The 18,706-nt window shown below is 47.2% G+C and carries 22 protein-coding genes; 18 read left to right on the top strand and 4 right to left on the bottom strand.

The genetic code is table 11. The features are described from left to right. The first annotated feature begins 122 nt into the window (after window positions 1-122). The 8 genes from J3B89_RS18565 (at window position 123) to glnS (ending at window position 8,426) form a co-directional block, all read left to right on the top strand. A complete protein-coding gene (locus tag J3B89_RS18565) occupies window positions 123-659 on the top strand; it encodes a tetratricopeptide repeat protein (protein WP_215399133.1) in 537 nt (178 codons plus the stop codon). Window positions 660-692: 33 nt separating this feature from the next. Beyond that, complete coding sequence (locus J3B89_RS18560; protein ID WP_215399132.1) at window positions 693-1,352, top strand: response regulator; 660 nt, start codon at window positions 693-695, stop codon at window positions 1,350-1,352. 7 nt (window positions 1,353-1,359) lie between these two features. Then, window positions 1,360-2,661: a sensor histidine kinase gene (locus tag J3B89_RS18555; protein ID WP_215399131.1), complete on the top strand. Its 1,302-nt coding sequence runs from the start codon at window positions 1,360-1,362 to the stop codon at window positions 2,659-2,661. 20 nt (window positions 2,662-2,681) lie between these two features. Then, on the top strand, window positions 2,682-3,041 hold the full coding sequence (locus tag J3B89_RS18550; protein WP_215399130.1) for a cupredoxin domain-containing protein: 360 nt from the start codon (window positions 2,682-2,684) through the stop codon (window positions 3,039-3,041). After that, window positions 3,031-3,774 (top strand): hypothetical protein, encoded by a 744-nt coding sequence (locus J3B89_RS18545; protein WP_215399129.1) that lies wholly within the window; start codon window positions 3,031-3,033, stop codon window positions 3,772-3,774. Before J3B89_RS18550 ends, J3B89_RS18545 begins: the two co-directional genes overlap by 11 nt. Continuing rightward, on the top strand, window positions 3,771-4,493 hold the full coding sequence (locus J3B89_RS18540) for a hypothetical protein (RefSeq protein ID WP_215399128.1): 723 nt from the start codon (window positions 3,771-3,773) through the stop codon (window positions 4,491-4,493). The genes J3B89_RS18545 and J3B89_RS18540 overlap by 4 nt, the downstream gene beginning before the upstream one ends. Window positions 4,494-4,579: 86 nt before the next feature. Then, the gene (locus J3B89_RS18535; RefSeq protein ID WP_215399127.1) at window positions 4,580-6,583 is read left to right on the top strand and encodes an LTA synthase family protein; all 2,004 of its coding nucleotides are present in this window, start codon (window positions 4,580-4,582) and stop codon (window positions 6,581-6,583) included. 175 nt (window positions 6,584-6,758) lie between these two features. Next, window positions 6,759-8,426, top strand: a complete 1,668-nt coding sequence (gene glnS / locus J3B89_RS18530) for a glutamine--tRNA ligase (protein ID WP_215399126.1) — start codon at window positions 6,759-6,761, stop codon at window positions 8,424-8,426. Window positions 8,427-8,486: 60 nt separating this feature from the next. Here the strand turns inward: glnS and J3B89_RS18525 are convergent, their stop codons facing one another. Continuing rightward, window positions 8,487-8,681: a DUF3185 family protein gene (locus J3B89_RS18525; RefSeq protein ID WP_215399125.1), complete on the bottom strand. Its 195-nt coding sequence runs from the start codon at window positions 8,679-8,681 to the stop codon at window positions 8,487-8,489. A 135-nt stretch (window positions 8,682-8,816) separates the two neighbouring features. On the opposite strand from J3B89_RS18525, the gene J3B89_RS18520 reads away from it, so the two are divergent. The 10 genes from J3B89_RS18520 to J3B89_RS18475 all read left to right on the top strand — a co-directional run bounded on the left by J3B89_RS18520 (window position 8,817) and on the right by J3B89_RS18475 (window position 15,550). Then, on the top strand, window positions 8,817-9,656 hold the full coding sequence (locus tag J3B89_RS18520) for a transporter substrate-binding domain-containing protein (RefSeq protein ID WP_215399124.1): 840 nt from the start codon (window positions 8,817-8,819) through the stop codon (window positions 9,654-9,656). 29 nt (window positions 9,657-9,685) lie between these two features. Then, entirely contained in the window at window positions 9,686-10,315 is a 630-nt protein-coding gene (locus J3B89_RS18515; RefSeq protein ID WP_252349452.1) for a LysE family translocator, read from the top strand. Window positions 10,316-10,340: 25 nt separating this feature from the next. Next, complete coding sequence (locus J3B89_RS18510; protein ID WP_215399122.1) at window positions 10,341-10,868, top strand: hypothetical protein; 528 nt, start codon at window positions 10,341-10,343, stop codon at window positions 10,866-10,868. Continuing rightward, window positions 10,868-11,242 carry a hypothetical protein gene (locus J3B89_RS18505; protein WP_215399121.1) on the top strand — a complete coding sequence of 125 codons (375 nt, stop codon included), beginning with the start codon at window positions 10,868-10,870 and terminating at the stop codon, window positions 11,240-11,242. Before J3B89_RS18510 ends, J3B89_RS18505 begins: the two co-directional genes overlap by 1 nt. Window positions 11,243-11,253: 11 nt before the next feature. Continuing rightward, on the top strand, window positions 11,254-12,423 hold the full coding sequence (earP, locus tag J3B89_RS18500; RefSeq protein WP_215399120.1) for an elongation factor P maturation arginine rhamnosyltransferase EarP: 1,170 nt from the start codon (window positions 11,254-11,256) through the stop codon (window positions 12,421-12,423). Between the two features lie 18 nt (window positions 12,424-12,441). Next, entirely contained in the window at window positions 12,442-13,002 is a 561-nt protein-coding gene (gene efp, locus J3B89_RS18495) for an elongation factor P (RefSeq protein WP_215399119.1), read from the top strand. A gap of 96 nt (window positions 13,003-13,098) precedes the next feature. Then, the gene (locus tag J3B89_RS18490) at window positions 13,099-13,662 is read left to right on the top strand and encodes a sugar O-acetyltransferase (protein WP_215399118.1); all 564 of its coding nucleotides are present in this window, start codon (window positions 13,099-13,101) and stop codon (window positions 13,660-13,662) included. Window positions 13,663-13,710: 48 nt separating this feature from the next. Then, a complete protein-coding gene (locus J3B89_RS18485; protein ID WP_215399117.1) occupies window positions 13,711-14,226 on the top strand; it encodes a GNAT family N-acetyltransferase in 516 nt (171 codons plus the stop codon). Window positions 14,227-14,304: 78 nt separating this feature from the next. Continuing rightward, window positions 14,305-14,619, top strand: coding sequence for a DUF2845 domain-containing protein (locus tag J3B89_RS18480; protein WP_215399116.1), 315 nt, complete (start codon window positions 14,305-14,307; stop codon window positions 14,617-14,619). A 106-nt stretch (window positions 14,620-14,725) separates the two neighbouring features. Beyond that, window positions 14,726-15,550 carry a hypothetical protein gene (locus J3B89_RS18475; RefSeq protein ID WP_215399115.1) on the top strand — a complete coding sequence of 275 codons (825 nt, stop codon included), beginning with the start codon at window positions 14,726-14,728 and terminating at the stop codon, window positions 15,548-15,550. Between the two features lie 21 nt (window positions 15,551-15,571). Here the strand turns inward: J3B89_RS18475 and J3B89_RS18470 are convergent, their stop codons facing one another. Genes J3B89_RS18470 through J3B89_RS18460 form a run of 3 tightly spaced genes read right to left on the bottom strand, consistent with a single transcriptional unit; the run spans window position 15,572 to window position 18,622 of the window. Beyond that, window positions 15,572-16,234, bottom strand: a complete 663-nt coding sequence (locus tag J3B89_RS18470) for an exonuclease domain-containing protein (RefSeq protein WP_215399114.1) — start codon at window positions 16,232-16,234, stop codon at window positions 15,572-15,574. 1 nt (window position 16,235) lies between these two features. After that, a complete protein-coding gene (locus J3B89_RS18465) occupies window positions 16,236-18,062 on the bottom strand; it encodes a DUF294 nucleotidyltransferase-like domain-containing protein (protein WP_215399113.1) in 1,827 nt (608 codons plus the stop codon). 41 nt (window positions 18,063-18,103) lie between these two features. Beyond that, window positions 18,104-18,622 (bottom strand): hypothetical protein, encoded by a 519-nt coding sequence (locus J3B89_RS18460; protein WP_215399112.1) that lies wholly within the window; start codon window positions 18,620-18,622, stop codon window positions 18,104-18,106. Window positions 18,623-18,706: the final 84 nt, after the last annotated feature.

Raw genomic sequence — 18,706 nt, 5'->3', positions numbered from 1 at the left:
CGAAATCATACCGATTAGCGGCTTTTATACCGGCTTTATTGTTGAGCTCAGCATTGATGGCTGGTTCGGTTTATGCAGATGTACTCCAGGATATTAAACCGTTACAGGATCGCTGGGCACAAGTGAATTACAGTATAAGTGACGGGCAAAAAGAAGCTGCGTTTGCAGCTTTGCTGGAGCAAGCTGATACTGTTGTGGCAGCGAACCCCGACAAAGCTGAAGCACTGATCTGGCGTGGCATTATTAAATCCAGTTATGCTGGTGCTAAAGGTGGTTTGGGTGCTATATCTTTGGCTGAAGGCGCAAAAGCAGATCTGGAAGCGGCATTGCAACTGGATAGCCAGGCACTGCAAGGTTCGGCTTACACCAGTCTGGGGGTGTTGTATTACAAGATGCCAGGCTGGCCTATTGGTTTTGGCAGTGATAAAACAGCAAAAATGATGCTGGAAAAGGCACTAAGTATTAACCCGCAAGGTATTGATCCTAATTATTTTTATGCAGAATTTTTAACGCAAAAGCACGACTATAAAGCAGCCATGAGCTACATTGAAAAAGCCAGGCAGGCAGAGCCGCGCCCGCAGCGTGAAACTGCTGATATGGGCCGTTTGCAGGAGCTTGCTACGCTGGAAGCCAAAGTGGTTAAAAAACTAAAACGTTAAACGACAGCGTCAGGTACAAATGCTGGAGAGGCGATGAGACTGTTACTGGTAGAAGATGATTTAGATTTAGCCAAAGGCTTGCTGCTGGCATTATCCGCCCAGGGGTTTGTAGTTAATCATGTCAGTACAGGTAAACATGCGTTAAGTAGTATTAAAGCGAAAGATTGCGATGCGGTGATCCTCGATCTGGGCCTGCCGGATATGGACGGCCTGGATTTACTCAAACAAAGCCGGCAAAGAGAAGGTCATCTGCCGGTGTTGGTGCTTACCGCCCGTGATGGTATAGACGATCGTATCCGCGGACTGGATTTAGGTGCGGATGATTATTTGGTCAAGCCTTTTGCAATGGCAGAGCTTTTCGCCCGTTTACGGGTGATAGAGCGCCGTCTTGGCACCGCAGCCACGCATTTGATTAAACTGCAGCAGGTAGAGTTGGATACCAGCGCGCATCAGGTGCGGGTAGAAGGCGAAGTGGTTGGTTTGTCGCGCCGCGAGTTTATGCTGCTCAAAGAATTGATGGAATCAGCCGGGCGGATAAAAACCCGCGAACAGTTGGAAGCCAGTCTATACGCCTGGGGAGAGGAAGTGGCTAGTAATGCTCTGGAAGTGCATATTTCCAATTTACGCAAAAAGCTGCCGAAAGATTTTATTAAAACCTTACGTGGTGTGGGCTACAGTGTGGTTATGGTATGACCCCGCTATGAGATCACTTCGTCGTTATTTAGTCACTGTCCTTATTGCACTTTTTACTTTAATCAGTTTTTTAGCAGCTTTGCAAAGTTACAGGCAAAGTGTCGGTAGGGCAGAGGCATTGTTTGATCAGGATTTACAAGTGCTGGCGTCGAGCCTGGCACAGCAGTATCAGGCCGGTTCGCAGCAGGAGCTTGGGTTGGCACTACAGGTTTGGCAAAACAATCAACTGGTGTACCGCAGCCCCTTGGCTCCTGAAACTCCTATGGCAGAAACCCCGGGCTTTACCGAACAGAATTTTGCCGGCAAAAGATGGCGGGTGTTTCACCAGACACCAACCGCCTTACTGACTGTGATAGTGGCCCAGCCACTGCAGCAACGCCAGCAACTTGCCGATGAAGTGATTACAGCATCGATTTACCCTGTGGTACTGAGCTTGCCGCTACAGGCATTGCTGATTTGGCTGGTAGTTAGCAAAGCTTTATCACCTATCAAGCGCTTTTCTGCTCAGCTAGCATCAAAAAAAGCCAATGACTTAACACCGGTAGAACTGCAGCAGGTACCTGCTGAATTAGATCAGATGCTAAAAACCACTAATCTGTTATTTGCCCGGCTGGCTGATGCTTTTGAACGGGAAAAACGTTTTGCCTCTGATGTTGCGCATGAGTTGCGCACACCGTTGAGTGTATTGCAGGTGAATTTACATAACGCTTCACAGCAATGGCGGCAGTCGGGTATTGCTGATCCGCAGGACTCTATGTTGGCGTTACAGGCCGGTGTTGAGCGCATGAGTGCCTTGATTGAACAAATTATGCTGTTAAACCGGACGAATCCGGAGCATTTTCAGGCCCGCACAGAACAACTGGATTTAGCCGGTTTATGCCGTCAGGTGGTCGCCGACTGGTATCCGCAGATTGAAAAAAAGCAGCAACAAATTGAGCTTCTGGGGCTGGAGCACTTGTCGCTGAAAGGGGATGCTTTTGCGTTACGGTTATTAGTCAGCAACCTGGTGGGTAACGCCAGTAAATATACCCAGAGCGGTGGTGTCATCCAACTGGAGTTAATGACACAGGCCGGTAAAGCTGTGTTGGTGGTGCAGGATAATGGTCCGGGTATAGCCCCGCAAGAGTACAGCAGAGTATTTGACCGTTTTTACCGGGTAGGCGGTGACCGGCATCAGTCTGGTACTTTGGGATCTGGCTTAGGTCTGGCCATAGTGCGCGATATCGTCAGTTTACATCAGGGCCAGGTGCGTCTTGCTGCTTCAGATTATCCCAGCGGCTTAAAAGTGACAGTGGAACTGCCTTTGTGAAAATAAACCGGATAAAGGGAATGCCCTGGCAACATATTGCATTGATGAGTCTGGCTTTGCCTGTACTGGCAGAGCCAATGCTGTTTGAATTGCAGATTAAAGATCACTTGTTTCATCCGTCGGTGCTTTACGTACCGGCCGGAGAAAAAATAAAACTGCTGGTGTTAAATCAGGATCCTTCACCAGAGGAATTTGAAAGTTTTAGCCTGAACCGGGAAAAGGTCATTTTAGGCAATAGCAAAGCAACCTTGTTTATAGGGCCTTTGCAACCGGGGCGTTACCATTTTTTTGGCGAATATAACCCCGACAGTGCTCAAGGGGTGCTGATAGCACTACCTGAAGCGCAGTGGCAACAGCATAGGGAAGACAATGCTAATTAATACCGTGCTGATGTTTTTACGCGAGTTGTTGCCGCTGTTTTTACTGCTGGCTACCTTGCTGGTGTGGCACAGAAACCGGTGGCGGCGTTTTATTTTGCTGTTTTCTTTGCCAGCCATCCTGATGCTAATACTTTTTAGCAGCAATATGCTTTGGATCTCTGAGCAACTTGATGGCTTTGGGCTGGAGTTATTGTACAGCCTGTTGTACGCGGGTTGCTTTGTACTGTTATGTATTGCAGTAGCTAAAGGCAGAGTTGCAATGCCGTTTTCGGCCTTTGCCTGTGCCTGTTTGCTCAGCATAAATGGCAGCAACTTACTGCTGTATATCTGGTTGCCTACTCAGAGTAATACCGCCCCGTCTGCTTTACTTTTGGGTATAGCCTTAGGTGTAGGTATTGGCAGCAGTATTGCTGTGCTTTGGTACTATCTGCTAACAGAGTTAAAACAATGGCATATTCTCAGTTACAGGTTGCTGCTGTCGCTATTGGGGGTTCGCCAGATCATGATGGCATCAGCTTTACTTATTCAATCCGACTGGCTGCCGGCAGGCCCGCAATTATGGCAAACCGAACAATGGCTGCCGGAACAGTCTGAGCTAGGTTTCTTTTTGCAGGCTTTGCTTGGCTATGAAGCCACCCCGGTTTTATCACAAGGTCTGGCATATATTGCCGGCCTGGGGTTGTTGCTCTGGTGTAGCCGCAACCTGAAAAATAACAGAAGGAATGCGCAATGAGACTTTTCCCTTCAGCGTTTTATATCGTCTTTGCTGCGCTGATGTTGCTGATAAGCGCGCATAGCCTGGCCGATGGCAGGGTAGTAGACAAGGTATATCATCCTTATGTGCAGGCGCTGGAACGTAGTATTGAATACCGCTATTTTTATCAGCGCCAGGCTGATCACCCAGACAACAATACTATGGGGCAAAAGCTGGGCTACGGATTTTCAGTGGCAGAACGGGCAGCGCTGGAAATTTATCTGATAGCTGACAGAGTCAGCCCTGAAGATTACAAGCTGTCGGGCTACGAACTGGAGCTGCGCTGGATGCTGACAGAGCAAGGCCAGTATAGCGCCGACTGGGGTATGCTGTTTGAGCTGGAGCGGCAAAACAATCAGGATAATTATGAGTTTACTACCGGGCTTTTAATGGAAAAAGAGTTTGGCCCAACCAGCCTGACACTCAATGCGCTGGCAGTATACGAATGGGGTAAAACACTCAATTCAGAGTGGGAGGCTGAGTTCAGGGCGCAGTACCGTTACCGTTGGCGGCCTGCCATACAACCGGCTATTGAACTGTATGTCGGTGAAAATTACAAAGGCGCAGGCCCAAGCTTAATGGGTGTGCATAAGTTTGATAAGCAAAAACAGTTAAAATGGGAGTTGGCAGTAATTATGGCGATTGATAACGATACGGTGGATCGTACGTTACGTTTTGCGCTGGAGTATGAGTTTTAAAACAATCTCATAGAGAGTTAAAATCTTAAGGCTCTCTTAAGTTTTCACTTCTATGCTGGCCTTTAAATATTTTCTGAGGCTGGTTCATGTCTGCAATAAGAACTATAAAAGTGCCTGTTTTCTCCTCATGGTTTTGCCTTGGTCCTTACCGTTATTTAATCCGTACGGCGGTGCTTGGGTTAGTTTTGCTTAGTCTGAGCCGCTTGGCTTTAGTGCTATGGCAATACGATAGAGTAGAGCAAACTGATTTGCTGTGGCAGGTATTATTGCAAGGTGTCAGGGCTGACATTATTCTGATGGGTTTGTTGCTGCTGGTGCCTGTGCTGCTTATTCCACTGGCTTCAGTTCGTGGTATGGGCAACCTCTGGTTTCAGTTTAGTTATTTGTGGTGCCTTGGCGCTTTGGTGCTACTGGTATTTATGGAACTGGCGTCACCGGCCTTTATTTTGCAATATGATGTGCGGCCAAACCGGCTTTTTGTGGAGTACCTGAAGTACCCCAAAGAAGTATTGTCAACGTTATGGTTTGGTTTTCGTTTATCTTTAGTTCTGGGCATTACTGCGACAGTCGCTCTGGCCTGGTTGATACGGCGTGTATTTCGGCTGGGGCAATGCAGTTTAAAGCAGTGGTCGGCTGTTAAAACTATGGGTATATGGGTTCTGGCGTTGTTGCTGCTTTTGGCCGGTATCCGCTCTACTACTGAACACCGGCCTGCTAATCCTGCAATGTTTGCAATTACTGCCGATGCTATGGTCAACTCGTTGGTCTTAAATTCTGCTTATTCAGTACTTTATGCCATTTACAATTTAAAGCATGAAGCACATTCTAGCGAAATCTATGGCCGCTTGCCCACAGCGCAGATGCTGAAGTTGAGTCTGGACTGGCCCTGGTTAAACACTTATCAGTTTAGCAATCCGGATTACCCGACAGTGCACTGGCAACAAGCCACGGCAAAACGTGCTAAGCCGCTGAATCTGGTGATTGTGCTGCAAGAAAGTATGGGGGCCACTTTTGTGCAATCTTTAGGTGGCGAAGCGGTAACACCTGAGCTGGAGAAGCTGAAACAGCAGGGATTATGGTTTGAGAATTTATATGCAACAGGCACCCGTTCCGTAAGGGGTATTGAAGCTGTTGTGGCAGGGTTTCCTCCGACCCCTGCGCAAAGCACAGTGAAATTATCCAACAGTCAGCAACACTTTACTACTCTTGCTTCAATTCTAAAAACTCAGGGCTATCACACCCAGTTTATCTATGGCGGCGAAGCGCATTTTGATAATATGCGCAGCTTTTTTACCGGTAACGGAATGCAGCAAATTGTAGATCAAAGCCAAATGGCTAACCCTGTATTTACTGGTAGTTGGGGAGTCAGTGATGAAGATTTATTTAATACAGCACACCAACAATTAAGCGCTCTACATCAGCAAAATAAGCCATTTTTCAGCCTGATTTTTACTTCCAGCAATCACGAGCCTTTTGAGTTTCCCGATGGCCGTATAACGTTGCACGAAACTCCAAAAGATACAGTAAAGAATGCGGTGAAATACGCTGACTGGGCAATGGGCCAGTTTTTCCGGCAGGCACAACAAAGTGACTATTGGCAGGATACCGTGTTTTTAATCGTTGCCGATCATGACAACAGGGTGTATGGCGATAGTTTGATCCCTGTAGATAAATTTCATATCCCCGGATTAATTTTAGGACCTGACATCAAAGCCGAAAAACTACAAACGTTGGCCAGCCAGATTGATTTAGCCCCCACCTTGTTGTCCATGATAGGCGTATCCAGTTGTCATACCATGACAGGACGGGATTTTACTCTGGATAAAACCAGCCCCGGCCGGGCTTTGTTGCAGTTTGGGGATTACTTCGCTCTGATGCAGGGTGACAAACTTGTGATCCTCAAACCTGATGGGAAAAGTGTTGAGGCGAGGTATCAGCCACTACAGCAAAAGCTCAGTTTAAGCCGGCAGGACGTTTCGCAGGCAGATAAAAACAAAACGTTGGCACTGGTGCAATTACCATCCTATTTATACCGCGAGCAGAAAAATATCAGTACGGCGCTATGCCCGGAGCAATTACCCGTAAACTGATATTCAGTGGAATTTTTCTGCTCTTAGGTCATACCCGGCAGTATTTTAATTCAGCCAGAATAATTAGCCCCGGCAGGCGGTAGTCAGAAGCATTTCTGCTGTTATAATGCCGCCATATTTCAGTAATTTTAGCCGGTGCAGCCGCACTGGTTTTTCAGATAGGGATTTGAATTCTATGGCGGACGTTGAACATCGCCCAACTAATTTTATTCGTCAGATCATTGATGCTGATTTAGCATCCGGTAAACACAGCGCCGTGCAAACCCGGTTTCCACCAGAGCCGAATGGTTATTTACATATTGGCCATGCTAAATCTATCTGCCTGAACTTTGGTATTGCCCAGGATTATCAGGGTAAATGCAACCTGCGTTTTGATGATACTAACCCGGAAAAAGAAAACGTCGAATTTGTGAATTCCATTTCGCACGACGTGAACTGGCTGGGCTTTCAGTGGGATGGCGCTGTACGTTATTCTTCAGATTACTTTGATGCATTATATGGCTATGCGGTTGAGTTAATTAACAAAGGCCTGGCTTACGTTTGCTTTTTAAATGGCGAGCAAATGCGTGAGTACCGTGGCAATTTAACCCAACCGGGCAAAAACAGCCCAACGCGCGACACCAGCCCGGCGGAAAACCTGGCGCTGTTTGAAAAAATGCGCGCCGGTGGTTTTAAAGAAGGCGAGTGTTCGCTGCGCGCCAAAATTGATATGGCATCCAGCTTTATGGTTATGCGCGACCCGGTTATTTACCGGGTTAAGTTTGCCCATCACCACCAAACCGGCGATAAATGGTGCATTTACCCGATGTACGATTTTACCCATTGTATTTCTGACGCGCTGGAAGGCGTTACACACTCGTTGTGTACGTTGGAGTTTCAGGATAACCGCCGTTTGTATGACTGGATCCTGGACAATATTACTATTGCCTGCCACCCGCAACAGATTGAGTTTTCGCGCTTAAATCTTGAATTTGCTGTGATGAGCAAGCGTAAACTGCAAACACTGGTAGAAAAACAAGTCGTATCTGGTTGGGACGACCCACGTATGCCAACCATTGCCGGTTTACGCCGTCGTGGTTACACGCCAGCGGCTATCCGTGAGTTTGCTAAACGCATTGGGGTTACCAAGCAGGACAATGTTATTGAAATGTCTGCACTGGAAGCTTGTATCCGCGAAGATTTAGATGCAACGGCACCGCGTGCTATGGCGGTGCTTGACCCGCTTAAAGTTACCATAACCAATTATCCTGCCGATGGTATTGAGTGGCTGGATTCGCCAAACCATCCGAAAGACGACAGCATGGGTAGCCGTAAATTGCCGTTTGGGCCGGTAGTGTATATTGACCGTGCCGATTTTCGCGAAGAGGCCAACAAGAAGTACAAACGGCTGGTACTAAACGGCGATGTTCGTTTGCGTAATGCTTATGTTATCCATGCCGATGAAGTGGTAAAAGACAGCGAAGGTAATATTGTTGAATTAAAATGCAGCTATTTACCGGAAACCCTTGGGGAAAACCCGGCAGATGGCCGCAAAGTGCGTGGCGTAATTCATTGGGTTGAAGCTAAACACGCAGTGCCTGCTGAGTTTCGTGTTTACGATCGTTTATTCAGTGTGGCGAACCCGGCAGCAGAAGAAGACTTTTTGCAGGTTATTAATGCGCAGTCACTGGTAATTAAACAAGGGCTGGTTGAGCCATCACTACAAACAGCTAAAGCTGAGCAGGCCTATCAGTTTGAGCGTGAAGGCTATTACTGTGCAGATAATAAAGACAGCAGTGCTGACAAGCTGGTATTTAACCGTACTGTAGGGCTGCGGGACAGCTGGGGTAAAGAAGAGGAATAAACTTTTTACTTCAGACAAATAAAGGCCGCGCATATAATGGCGGCCTTTATGTTATGCGGGTTATTTTTTCAGTAATACACCCAAACCAACAATTGCTGCGATAGCACCGCCAACCAGAAACCATATAGCGTTGTCAGTCGGGTTGCCTGTAATTACCTCTGTTACCTGAGATGCAGCTGAATTGTATTCGGTGTAACCGAAATATAACAAAATAATGCCAGCGACCAAAATTGCCAAACCCAGAATTTTATTCATGTTTATCTCCTGCCTTTTCTCTTTATCACGCTGTTGTTCTGTATTCTCAAGTAAATATCAGTTTTATGCTGACTATTTTCAGCAAATTAGATAATACTTCAGTAATAACATGGCACAGTTATCCGGTGAAACATAGTGATACGTATAATTTTACTTTGTTTTTTTCTGCCTGCATTTGCCGGGGCGGCAGAGTTAGTGCGATACCCGGCAATCGCCCATGTTGAAGATCCGCGCTCTGTATATCCGTTAGCGTTGCTGGAGCTGGCATTGGCGCAAGCTGAACGCCCGTATCAGTTGCAAAGCTCATCTGAGCGGATGTCTAAATCGCGCAGTATAGTGTTTTTAAAAGAGCAGGCCGAACTGGACGTATTGTGGACAATGACTTCGGTAGAGCGTGAGCTGGATTTACGGCCTATCCGCATTCCTATTTTTAAAGGTTTAAGCGGCTACCGTATTTTGTTGATCCGTAAAGATCAGCAGGCTAAGTTTGCCGCCAGCGCTAAACCTGAGCAAATCCGCCGTTTGGTATATGCACAGGGGCATGACTGGGTAGACGCCAAAGTACTGCAGCTTAACGGTTTTTCAGTAATTGGTGCGGCTGGTTACGACAATTTATTCTCCATGTTGGAAAAAGGCCGGGTAGATGGTGTGCCACGTAATGCGCTGGAAATTGCAGATGAAGCCGTTCTGCTAACAGAGCGTAATATAGTGACAGAGCAAAACTGGGTACTTTATTACCCTACCGCCAGCTACTTCTTTGTTAATTATGCGAATGAGCAATTGGCAAAGGATATTGAAACCGGGCTGCAAAAAATTATTGCTGACGGCACTTTTGACCAGCTTTTTTATCAGTTTTTCGCTAACCATCTGGCAGAGCTACAACTGGAAAAACGGCAAATGATAAAGTTGGAGAATCCGCTGTTGCCTGCACAAACGCCTACTAAAGATCGCCGACTCTGGTATTATCCGCAATAAGTATCTCATTCTGCGTGAACCCCGGACATATGATGGAGCTATTTTTAGCGGTGCTGTTTTTTGCCTTTTCTACCACTATTACACCTGGCCCTAATAACGTGATGATTATGTCATCTGGCGTAAACTATGGCATTAAAGCCAGTGTGCCGCACTGGTTAGGAATATGTCTGGGCTTTCCGCTGATGGTGTTGCTGGTGGGGTTGGGCTTTGGTGTGGTATTTGAGCGTTATCCGCACCTGCATCAACTGATTAAAGTAGTAGGGGTTGTTTATCTTATCTGGCTGGCCTGGCATATTGCCAGCGCCGAACCCAAAGCAATAGAGAAAGGTAAAAGTAAGCCATTTAGCTTTATACAGGCAGCATTATTTCAATGGGTTAACGGCAAAGCCTGGGTAATGGCCAGTGGTGCTGTCGCCGCCTTTACTTCTGTAGGCGGTGTATATTGGCTGGAAGTAAGTGTCATTACCGGTGCTTTTTTGCTGGTTGCATTTCCTTGTGTCGGGGCCTGGCTGCTATTTGGTGCCGCGCTCAGAGCGGTGCTAACAAAGCCTTTGTTGCAGCGTATATTTAATATTTGTATGGCTATTATTTTGCTGTTATCAGTGGTACCGGTAATGATAGAAATCTGGCATTACTATTTTACGCCGGCGCCATATTGAGTTTGATAGTCCGGGTTTTGTACAGATGAATGGCAGTGAAGAAAAGATAAAACTGGAGCATGAAGCGGCCAGACTGTTTATGCGGTTGTATGAGCAGCGCTTTGGCATTGCTATGCGCCATATCTGGCATAACGAACCTGCCCGGCCCGATGTATCCTGTTACTATGACCAGCAAAAGCTGGATTTAGAAATTGCCCACCTTTATGGCAGCGAAGCAGAAGCCATGCATATTCTGGGGCGTGAGCTTAGCACTAACACCCACAAAGAACTCATGGCATTATTACGTACACCGGCGCAACATAGGTTACTAACCGCCCTGAATCGCCTGATCAGCAACAAAGCAGAAAAAAACTACCACACTGAACGGGTCTGGCTGGTGATCCGCAATGCTAACCCGTTGTGGACAAGACGCGATATTTTGCAGCATTACAAACAGCTGCATATGCCAAAGTTCCATCCGTTTGAGCAAATCTGGTTAATTGGCGATATGCAGGGGCAAAGCGGCATAATGGCGTTGTATCCTGCCAGCCTGACTGCATTGGAGCTTGGCTGATGTTGGCATTTTATCAGCGCTGGGCGCGGCGTATGTATCCGGCAAGAGCGGTGTTTGTTGTGTTGTTTGTCTTGGCGGTAACCGCATTTGGCTGGTTGTTGTTTAGTGCAACACCCGAGTTCGCTCAGCGCTGGCAACTTACAGCGGTACTTTGCGCTGTTAGCAGTTTACTACTCTGGCTGTGGGCAGTGGTGTTTTACCCTGAATTGCCCACGATAGATAACAATGCTACCTGGTTATATAAGGTTAAAATACGCCTGCAACGGCTGGCTTATTACTTGCTGGCAGTGTTGGTAACCGTGCTACTGCTGGCAACAACATACCTTGGCCTGCGTGTACTTAAAGGTATAATATCCGCCTTGTTTTTTAGCTGACGACATATTTGATGCCTGCCACTGCCCGCCGCTGGGATATTTTCTGCGCTGTTATAGATAATTTTGGTGATATCGGTATTTGCTGGCGCCTAAGCCGGCAGCTTGCTGCTGAGCATGGCATTGCTGTGCGGTTATGGGTAGATGATTTAGCCAGCTTTAATAAAATTTGCCCTCAGGTAGATGTTAGCCAGGCTCAGCAGAATATTGCCGGTGTTACTATCAGGCTGTGGTCTGCCACTACCGACTGGCAGGCAAGTGGTGCCGCCAGCGTTGTAATAGAGGCGTTGGCGTGTAATGTGCCAATGCCCTATCAGCAGTTGATGGCGCAGCAAGATGAAAAGCCGCTGTGGCTTAATCTGGAATATTTATCGGCAGAAGCCTGGGTAGAAGGTTGTCATGCGCTGCCTTCACCGCAACCACATTTAGCGCTGGATAAATATTTCTTTTTTCCCGGTTTTACTGCTGGCACCGGTGGTTTGCTGCAAGAGGCTAATTTGCAGCAACTCGGTGCACAGTTTTTGGCCGATGCTGCAGCACAACAGCAGTTCTGGCAGCAACTGGGGGTTGATAACCACGGACACTATCAGCAAAAAATTTCACTGTTTGCCTATGATCATCCGCAAATTCAAAGTTTACTGGCCTGCTGGCAACAACCAGATATTAATACCTTGTGTCTGGTGCCTGAGGGAGCGCTTGCCAATCAGCTAATGCAATATTACCCGCAGTTAAAGCAGCATGGCGAGCAGGTAATAAATACCCTGACATTAAAGGTATTGCCTTTTATGCCACAAAACGATTACGACAAATTGCTCTTGGCCTGTGATATTAACTTTGTTCGCGGTGAGGATTCTGTTATCCGGGCGCACTGGGCAGCGAAGCCGTTTATCTGGCAAATATACCGCCAGGCAGAGCAGACGCATCTGGACAAGCTTAATGCTTTTATGCAGCGTTATTGTGCGCAGATGCCTGAAGAAGTTGCTGATAACTTGCAGCAATTCTGGCTGGCCTGGAACACTGACAGCCAGCTTGAGCATAGCTGGCAAAAATTTAGTGCAATGTTGCCACAAATTGTTGAATATAACCCCATGTGGCGCGCAGCGTTAATGGCAAACGGAGATCTTGCCAGCAATCTCGTGCACTTTGTTGAAAAAAAATTTATAATGCGACGCAATTTTTCCTAACGAGAAGATATTTCAGTCATGATGAAGACAGCTCAAGAACTGCGTGCTGGCCAGGTGATTATGGTTGGCACTGAAGCGATGGTAATTTTAAAGGCCGAGTTTAACAAATCAGGCCGCAACGCCGCCGTTGTAAAAATGAAAATGAAAAACCTGTTAAATGGTCAGGGCATGGAAACGGTATACCGTGCCGATGACAAATTTGAACAGGTTCTGCTGGAAACCAAAGAAGTAACCTATTCTTACTTTGCTGATCCTATGTATGTATTTATGGATCAGGAATACAACCAGTTTGAAGTTGAAGCAGAAAACATGACCGAAGCACTGAAATACCTGGTAGATGGTATGGAGTGTTCAGTAGTGTTTTACGGTGAACGGCCAATTTCTGTTGACCTGCCAACAGTTGTAGTGCGCACAGTAACTTATACTGAACCTGCAGCCCGTGGCGATACCTCTGGTAAAGTAATGAAACCGGCGAAAATTGAAACCGGTTTTGAGCTGATGGTACCGGCATTCGTGGAAGAAGGCGACAAAATCGAAATTGATACCCGTACCGACGAATACCGCAGCCGCGCTAAGTAATACTGGCAGGTTGAAAGTAGAAAAGGCGCTTCGGCGCCTTTTTTCATATCTGAGGAGTTATAGCTAAATTATGTTATTTATTAATGGCTTACTTTTATGTTGACAGAAAAACACAAAATGCTATCCGGAGACTGGTACAACCCGCTGGATAAAGAACTCAGCGCTGAGCGTTTGGCGGCGCGTAAGTTACAGCATCAGTTTAACCACAGCACGCCGGATGATGCAGCACTGCGTAAACAACTGCTAAAGCAGTGGCTGCCCAATAGCGGCAAACATTTTTATGCTGAGCCGCCGTTTTACTGCGATTATGGCTATAACATTAAAACCGGCGCTAAGGTGTTTTTCAACTTTAACTGCGTAGTGTTGGATGTCGCGCCGGTAAACATTGGTAATAATGTGTTTTTTGGCCCTGCAGTACAAATTTATACCGTAAACCACCCGCTAAATGCCGCACAGCGGAGCACTCTGATAGAGCAGGCGTTGCCGGTAACAATAGAAGATGATGTCTGGATTGGCGGCGGGGCAGTACTGTTGCCCGGCGTAACGATTGGTAAGGGCAGTGTGGTGGCAGCCGGTAGTGTGATTACCAAAGATGTGCCTGCGGGGGTAGTCGCAGGTGGTAACCCGTGCCGGGTTATTAAAGCGGTATCTGGCGAGTAAGCTACCGTGAGTAGTTAAGTAGTATTTAATAAGTAAGCAGTAGAAGTTATGTCGATACATATCCGTTTAATTAATGAGGCAGATCTTGACGCCATAGTGGCGATACAGGATAGCTGTTACGCCGCTGAGCTGTTTGAAGATGCGGGTCTTATCCGCAAACGTTTGGCATCACAACCGCAAAGCTGCTGGCTGGCAGAAAATAATACAGGTGAGGTGCTGGCATATTTATTCAGCTATCCGTCGCGTAATAATCAGATAGCGCCGCTTGGTAGTGACTTTGGTTGCTACGCTGATGCTGAACTGTTGTATCTGCACGATATGGCCGTAAGTTTTAACGGCAGAGGAATGCGCCTGGCACCACAGCTGTTGGCGCACGCTGAGCAGTACGCAGCTGATTTGGGGTTTAACACTCTGGCGCTGGTTGCGGTGCAGGGCTCTGTACCATACTGGCAAAAGCAGGGCTTTGAAACGGTTACATTTACCGGGGTTACCGCTGTACAGGCACTGGCAAGCTATACCGGCCAGAATGCGGTTTATATGCAAAAAAAGTTATTGCAGGCATAAAATTATCAGCGCCAGGTCTGGTGTCCGGCGCGGATTTGTCACTATACTGAGCACAACTTATGTTATCAGGACGTTACGATGAAATTGTTTTATGCAGCTATTGTTGTTTTGCTCTTTGCCGCACAAGCCAGCGCCTGCGGTTTCAGGTTAAGTGATGGTAAATTATTAAGCTGCGGCATGACACGTATCGAAGTGCTGTCGCTGGCAGGCGAGCCGGTGACAAAAGATGTTGAGACATTAGGGGTAGATATTGGTGAGCCGGTAAAAGGCACTACGGTTGAAACCTGGTCTTACCGGCTAAAAGCCGATATTGGCGGCGAATATCTGGTGTCGCTAACACTTAGAGGCGGCAAAGTGACTGCGATAAACTCCATACAACTTAATCGTATTTAAATTGTTACGTTATTTCTCTTTGTATGTTTAAAGGTAAATATTGTGTGCTTGTATTGTTGGTGATGTTAGTTTAGAAAGAATGCTTAACTTTTTACAAGGTACGGTTATGCGCGCTCTTTTTTTAAACAGTATAAGCATTGGTTTACTTTTTTCTTTACTTACGGCTTGCGGTAGCGGTGGCAATACGACAAACGATCAAGGTGGGGTAGTTACGCCACCACCTGTTGTTATCTCACCACCACCGGTAGACACAATGTTACCGATACCGGATAACCGCTATGCAGACCAATACCAGGTACTGCTTGTTGGTAATAGTCATGTCAGTTCAAATAATCTGGCATCAGTACTAAGTGCTTTACTGGAACAAGGCACCGGTAAAACCACTGTTGCCACTTTGGCACCGGGATGGGGGTATCTTGATGAGCGGTTAAGCGATGGTGTTACATTGGCTGCGCTGCAATCCCGGAACTGGAGCCATATAATATGGCAAGCACAGAAATACTCAACCACCGGTCAGTACTCTTATTCTACAGCAGCGTCAGAATACTGGGTTGCTCTTACTAAACAAATAGCCGCTACTCCTATTATGTTTCCGGAGCATCCGCGACGCGGTAATGCTGAAGAGGGAATGCGGGTGTATTTACTGCATTTGGGAATTGCAGCCAGGGAGGCGAGTTGTGTTGCCCCTATCGGGCCTGCCTGGGATAACGCGATAGCCATGCTACCGCAAACATCTTTTCACAGTGACGGCAATCATGCATCACTGGCCGGAACTTTGCTAACAGCACTGGTGTTTTATGAGGTCATTAGTGGCGAATCAGCAGACGAGTTACCTTACATACCACAGATAGCATTAGCGGAGCCACTGCAAGCTCAGTTAAGGCAAATAGCATCAGCTACGTTGCAGCAGTACTCCGGTTGTACTTATTAGCAGGTTATCGGTACGAATGGTTTAACGCGACAGTAAATATAAGTCGCTTAGTGTCATCGTTTTACCACCCAGTTTTAACTGGCTGAGCAGCAATAAGGCGCTGCTGTAGGCATCTTCCAAAGCATGGTGATTCGCCATATCAGGCAGGCCATGCCGCTTAAGGCAACTGGGTAATTTAAGAGCATTATGTTTTACCACTTTACCCTGGCGTAGCAGGCGTTGCCATTCCATTTGCATGGTGTCAACAAAACGAAAGCGCGGCGCCTTGCCAAAACAGCGCTGGCAGGCAAAGCGCAGACATTGCTCGTCCAGAGCGCTGTTGTGGGCAACAAATATGTAACCGGCATATTGCGCCAACAGCTCCGTAAGTATGTCTGCCAGATCATGGGCATTTTTTAACTGATGGTCGTGCAGGCCATGATATACCGCACTCTGGCCGACACTCACCGGGCTGTTAATCAGATAATGCTTGGCTTCAGCCAGTATAATTTCCTGCCCCCTGACGGGCACCCAACCAATACTGACAATATGATCTTTGCGCGGATTAAGCCCGGTAAGTTCAAGATCCAATGCCAGAAAATTAGCCTGGTTTACCGGCGTTGAAGATGCAGGAAAAGGCGTGTTGATAAAACGTTTTACTACTTCACTTAATACAGTGTTTTTACGCAGTAACCAGCCTAACACTTTATAGCTCCCGGCAAAAACGCTGTTTTACCCGGCTTTGTGCCTCATTTATTACGGCAAAACTATCTTTTAGCTGGTGTCTGGCCAGGCCGGAAACTTCCGCCGGGTTTAGCAGGTTAGTAACATCGTGGCTGTTTTGCAGGTCATGCTGATGTTTTTCCCAGCGCAGTTGTGCCAACAAATCAAAAGCATCATTTAAGTTCTGGCCGTCTTTACTATCAATAATACCTTGTGCCGCAAGTTGCTGCAGGCGGCTGCGGGTATTCACTTCGTGAATACCCGCATAGAGAGCATACACTCTTACCAGATCGGTGATCAGGCTAATACCCCGTTTTTTTAAATCCAGGCCTTTTTTATGCTTACCGTCCTGTTCCAGAATAAAATTCTTAAACAAACCCAGCGGGGCAGTGCGCTGCAAGGCGGTTTGTGCCAGATGATATAAAAACAATGGTGCTTCGGTTGTACGTTGCAGAATATCTTCCTGTAGGGCATTAAACAGGCCTTTGCTGCCATCAATAACCCGCAGGTCAAAGAAAATACTGGCTTTGAGCAGTGCGTCCGGCGTTGGGGTGGCAATCCAGCGGGCAAAGCGGCCAGACCAGCCCTTTAAACTTAATCGCAATTCCGGGTTGGTGGCCATAATATTACCGGGACACAGCGTGATGCCACATTGTGCTAAACCCTGGCAAACAAATTCAGCCAGCGCACTGAAGTATTCACCCACCGCACCAACGGGTTCTTTCTCCAGCAACAGTGCATTGTCCTGATCGGCATTCAGGCTTTGATCCATCCGTGCCTGAGAGCCAAACGCCAGCCAACTGAATACACAGGGTGGCTCGCCCAGTTTTTGCTGTGCCAGATAAATCAGCCGTTGGGTAAGGGCATCGGTAATAGTGGTAATAATATGGCCAGCTTCATAAGCTGGCACTTGCTGCTTGCTAAGTGTAATGGCCAGAGCTGCTATTTGCTGGCTGCAACGCTCTAAACCATCGCTGGATTGCTGGCGGTGTATTTCGCCAATCAGATATACCGGGTGATCCTGCTGGCTGCGGATAATATCTGTGGCTGTCAGCATGCCACAGCAAACGCCTTGATCAGTTACCGGTAAATGATGAATATTGTACTGGCTCATCTGTTGTACGGCTTCATACAAATAAGCGTGGCGGTCGATGCTTTGCGGCTGGCGTGTCATGATCTGGCTTACCTGGGTACTGGCGGGTAAGGCGTGAGCTAACACTCTGCTGCGCAAATCGCGATCGGTCAGAATGCCGACTAGTTTATTATTTTCTTCCACCAATAACGAGGATACCCGGCTGTCGGACATCAGCTTTGCCGCTTCCTGTGCGGTTTGTTCCGGCCGGATGGCAATTTTACGCTGTTGCACAACATCACTGATTTTTAAAGTAAAGCGCGATACCTGCTGTTGTTCCCGGTACTGGTGCAGTCGTCGGCTAAACAGGCGCTGAAAGAAAATATCGATATTTTTGTATTGATAGCGGCATTGGTGGAAAGCCTCTGCCGCCAGCCAATACACCAGGCCATCTTCTTCACATATCAGGGTGTCGTTATCGGTCAGGCCAGTGAGCAACTGCTGGTAGCCGTAAAAGTCGCCGCTTTGCAGTTTAGTCAGTAACTGTTGCTGATCGCTATACAACGTAAAAATGCCGGTACGTACTATCAGCAAGCGGTCGGTGTTAATTTTTACACTGTCTTGCGCCTGATAATAGTAAACGTTGATATGGGCAGCCAACTGACTAAGTGCTGCGGCATCGAGTTGATCGAATGGCGTAGTGTCGGCAAGAAATTTTGTAACGTCAGCAACTTCCATTTTTTCTCCGGTTAGACCGAATCAAGGTATTAATAATATCCTCAGCTGCGGCAAAGCGCGCTAATCAGCGGATCGTCACTACTGAGTTTTTTCCAGCCAGCATCTACAGCTGTGCTACCTTCGGGGACCTGCAACTGAGTGCTGAAGTCGGCCTGGGCGTGTTGAAGGCAATGCACCACCTGGGGGACACGCCGGGCCTGGGCCCGCCGTTCAAAAAAATACAAATCAACCAGTTTTACCTGCGGGTTAATATTATTTGCTGAAGCATTTGCTACGTCTGCAGCTATAAAGCGCAACGTTTGCGGATACAGATAACTCCATGGCCGCCACGCGGTTTGTTGCTCTATCTTTTTTATCACTACCACCCCAGTTGGTAAACGGCTGGCGGTATGTTGATACCAGGTGTACTCACTTTGGATCTGAAATCCTAACATTGCCGTTCCGGCAAATACGGGTATTAGCCAGCGCGGAGCCCGATTCTTACTTAATTTACGCAGTAACAGTGCAATACCTGCAGCGCCAAGCCCTGCGAATACCGTTGCAATCAGTTCCCATAACATAGTGTTGTCCCTGAAAAAGACGGGCTTTCACCATGAAAGCCCGCTTTATTATTTTTGCCTTGCTCTGACTTTTAAAGCAAGTTT

The sequence above is a fragment of the Rheinheimera oceanensis genome, assembly GCF_018831085.1.
Classification (GTDB): domain Bacteria; phylum Pseudomonadota; class Gammaproteobacteria; order Enterobacterales; family Alteromonadaceae; genus Alishewanella; species Alishewanella oceanensis.
Note: the sequence above shows the minus strand (reverse complement) of the source record. Positions and strands in the feature narration are given on the sequence as shown.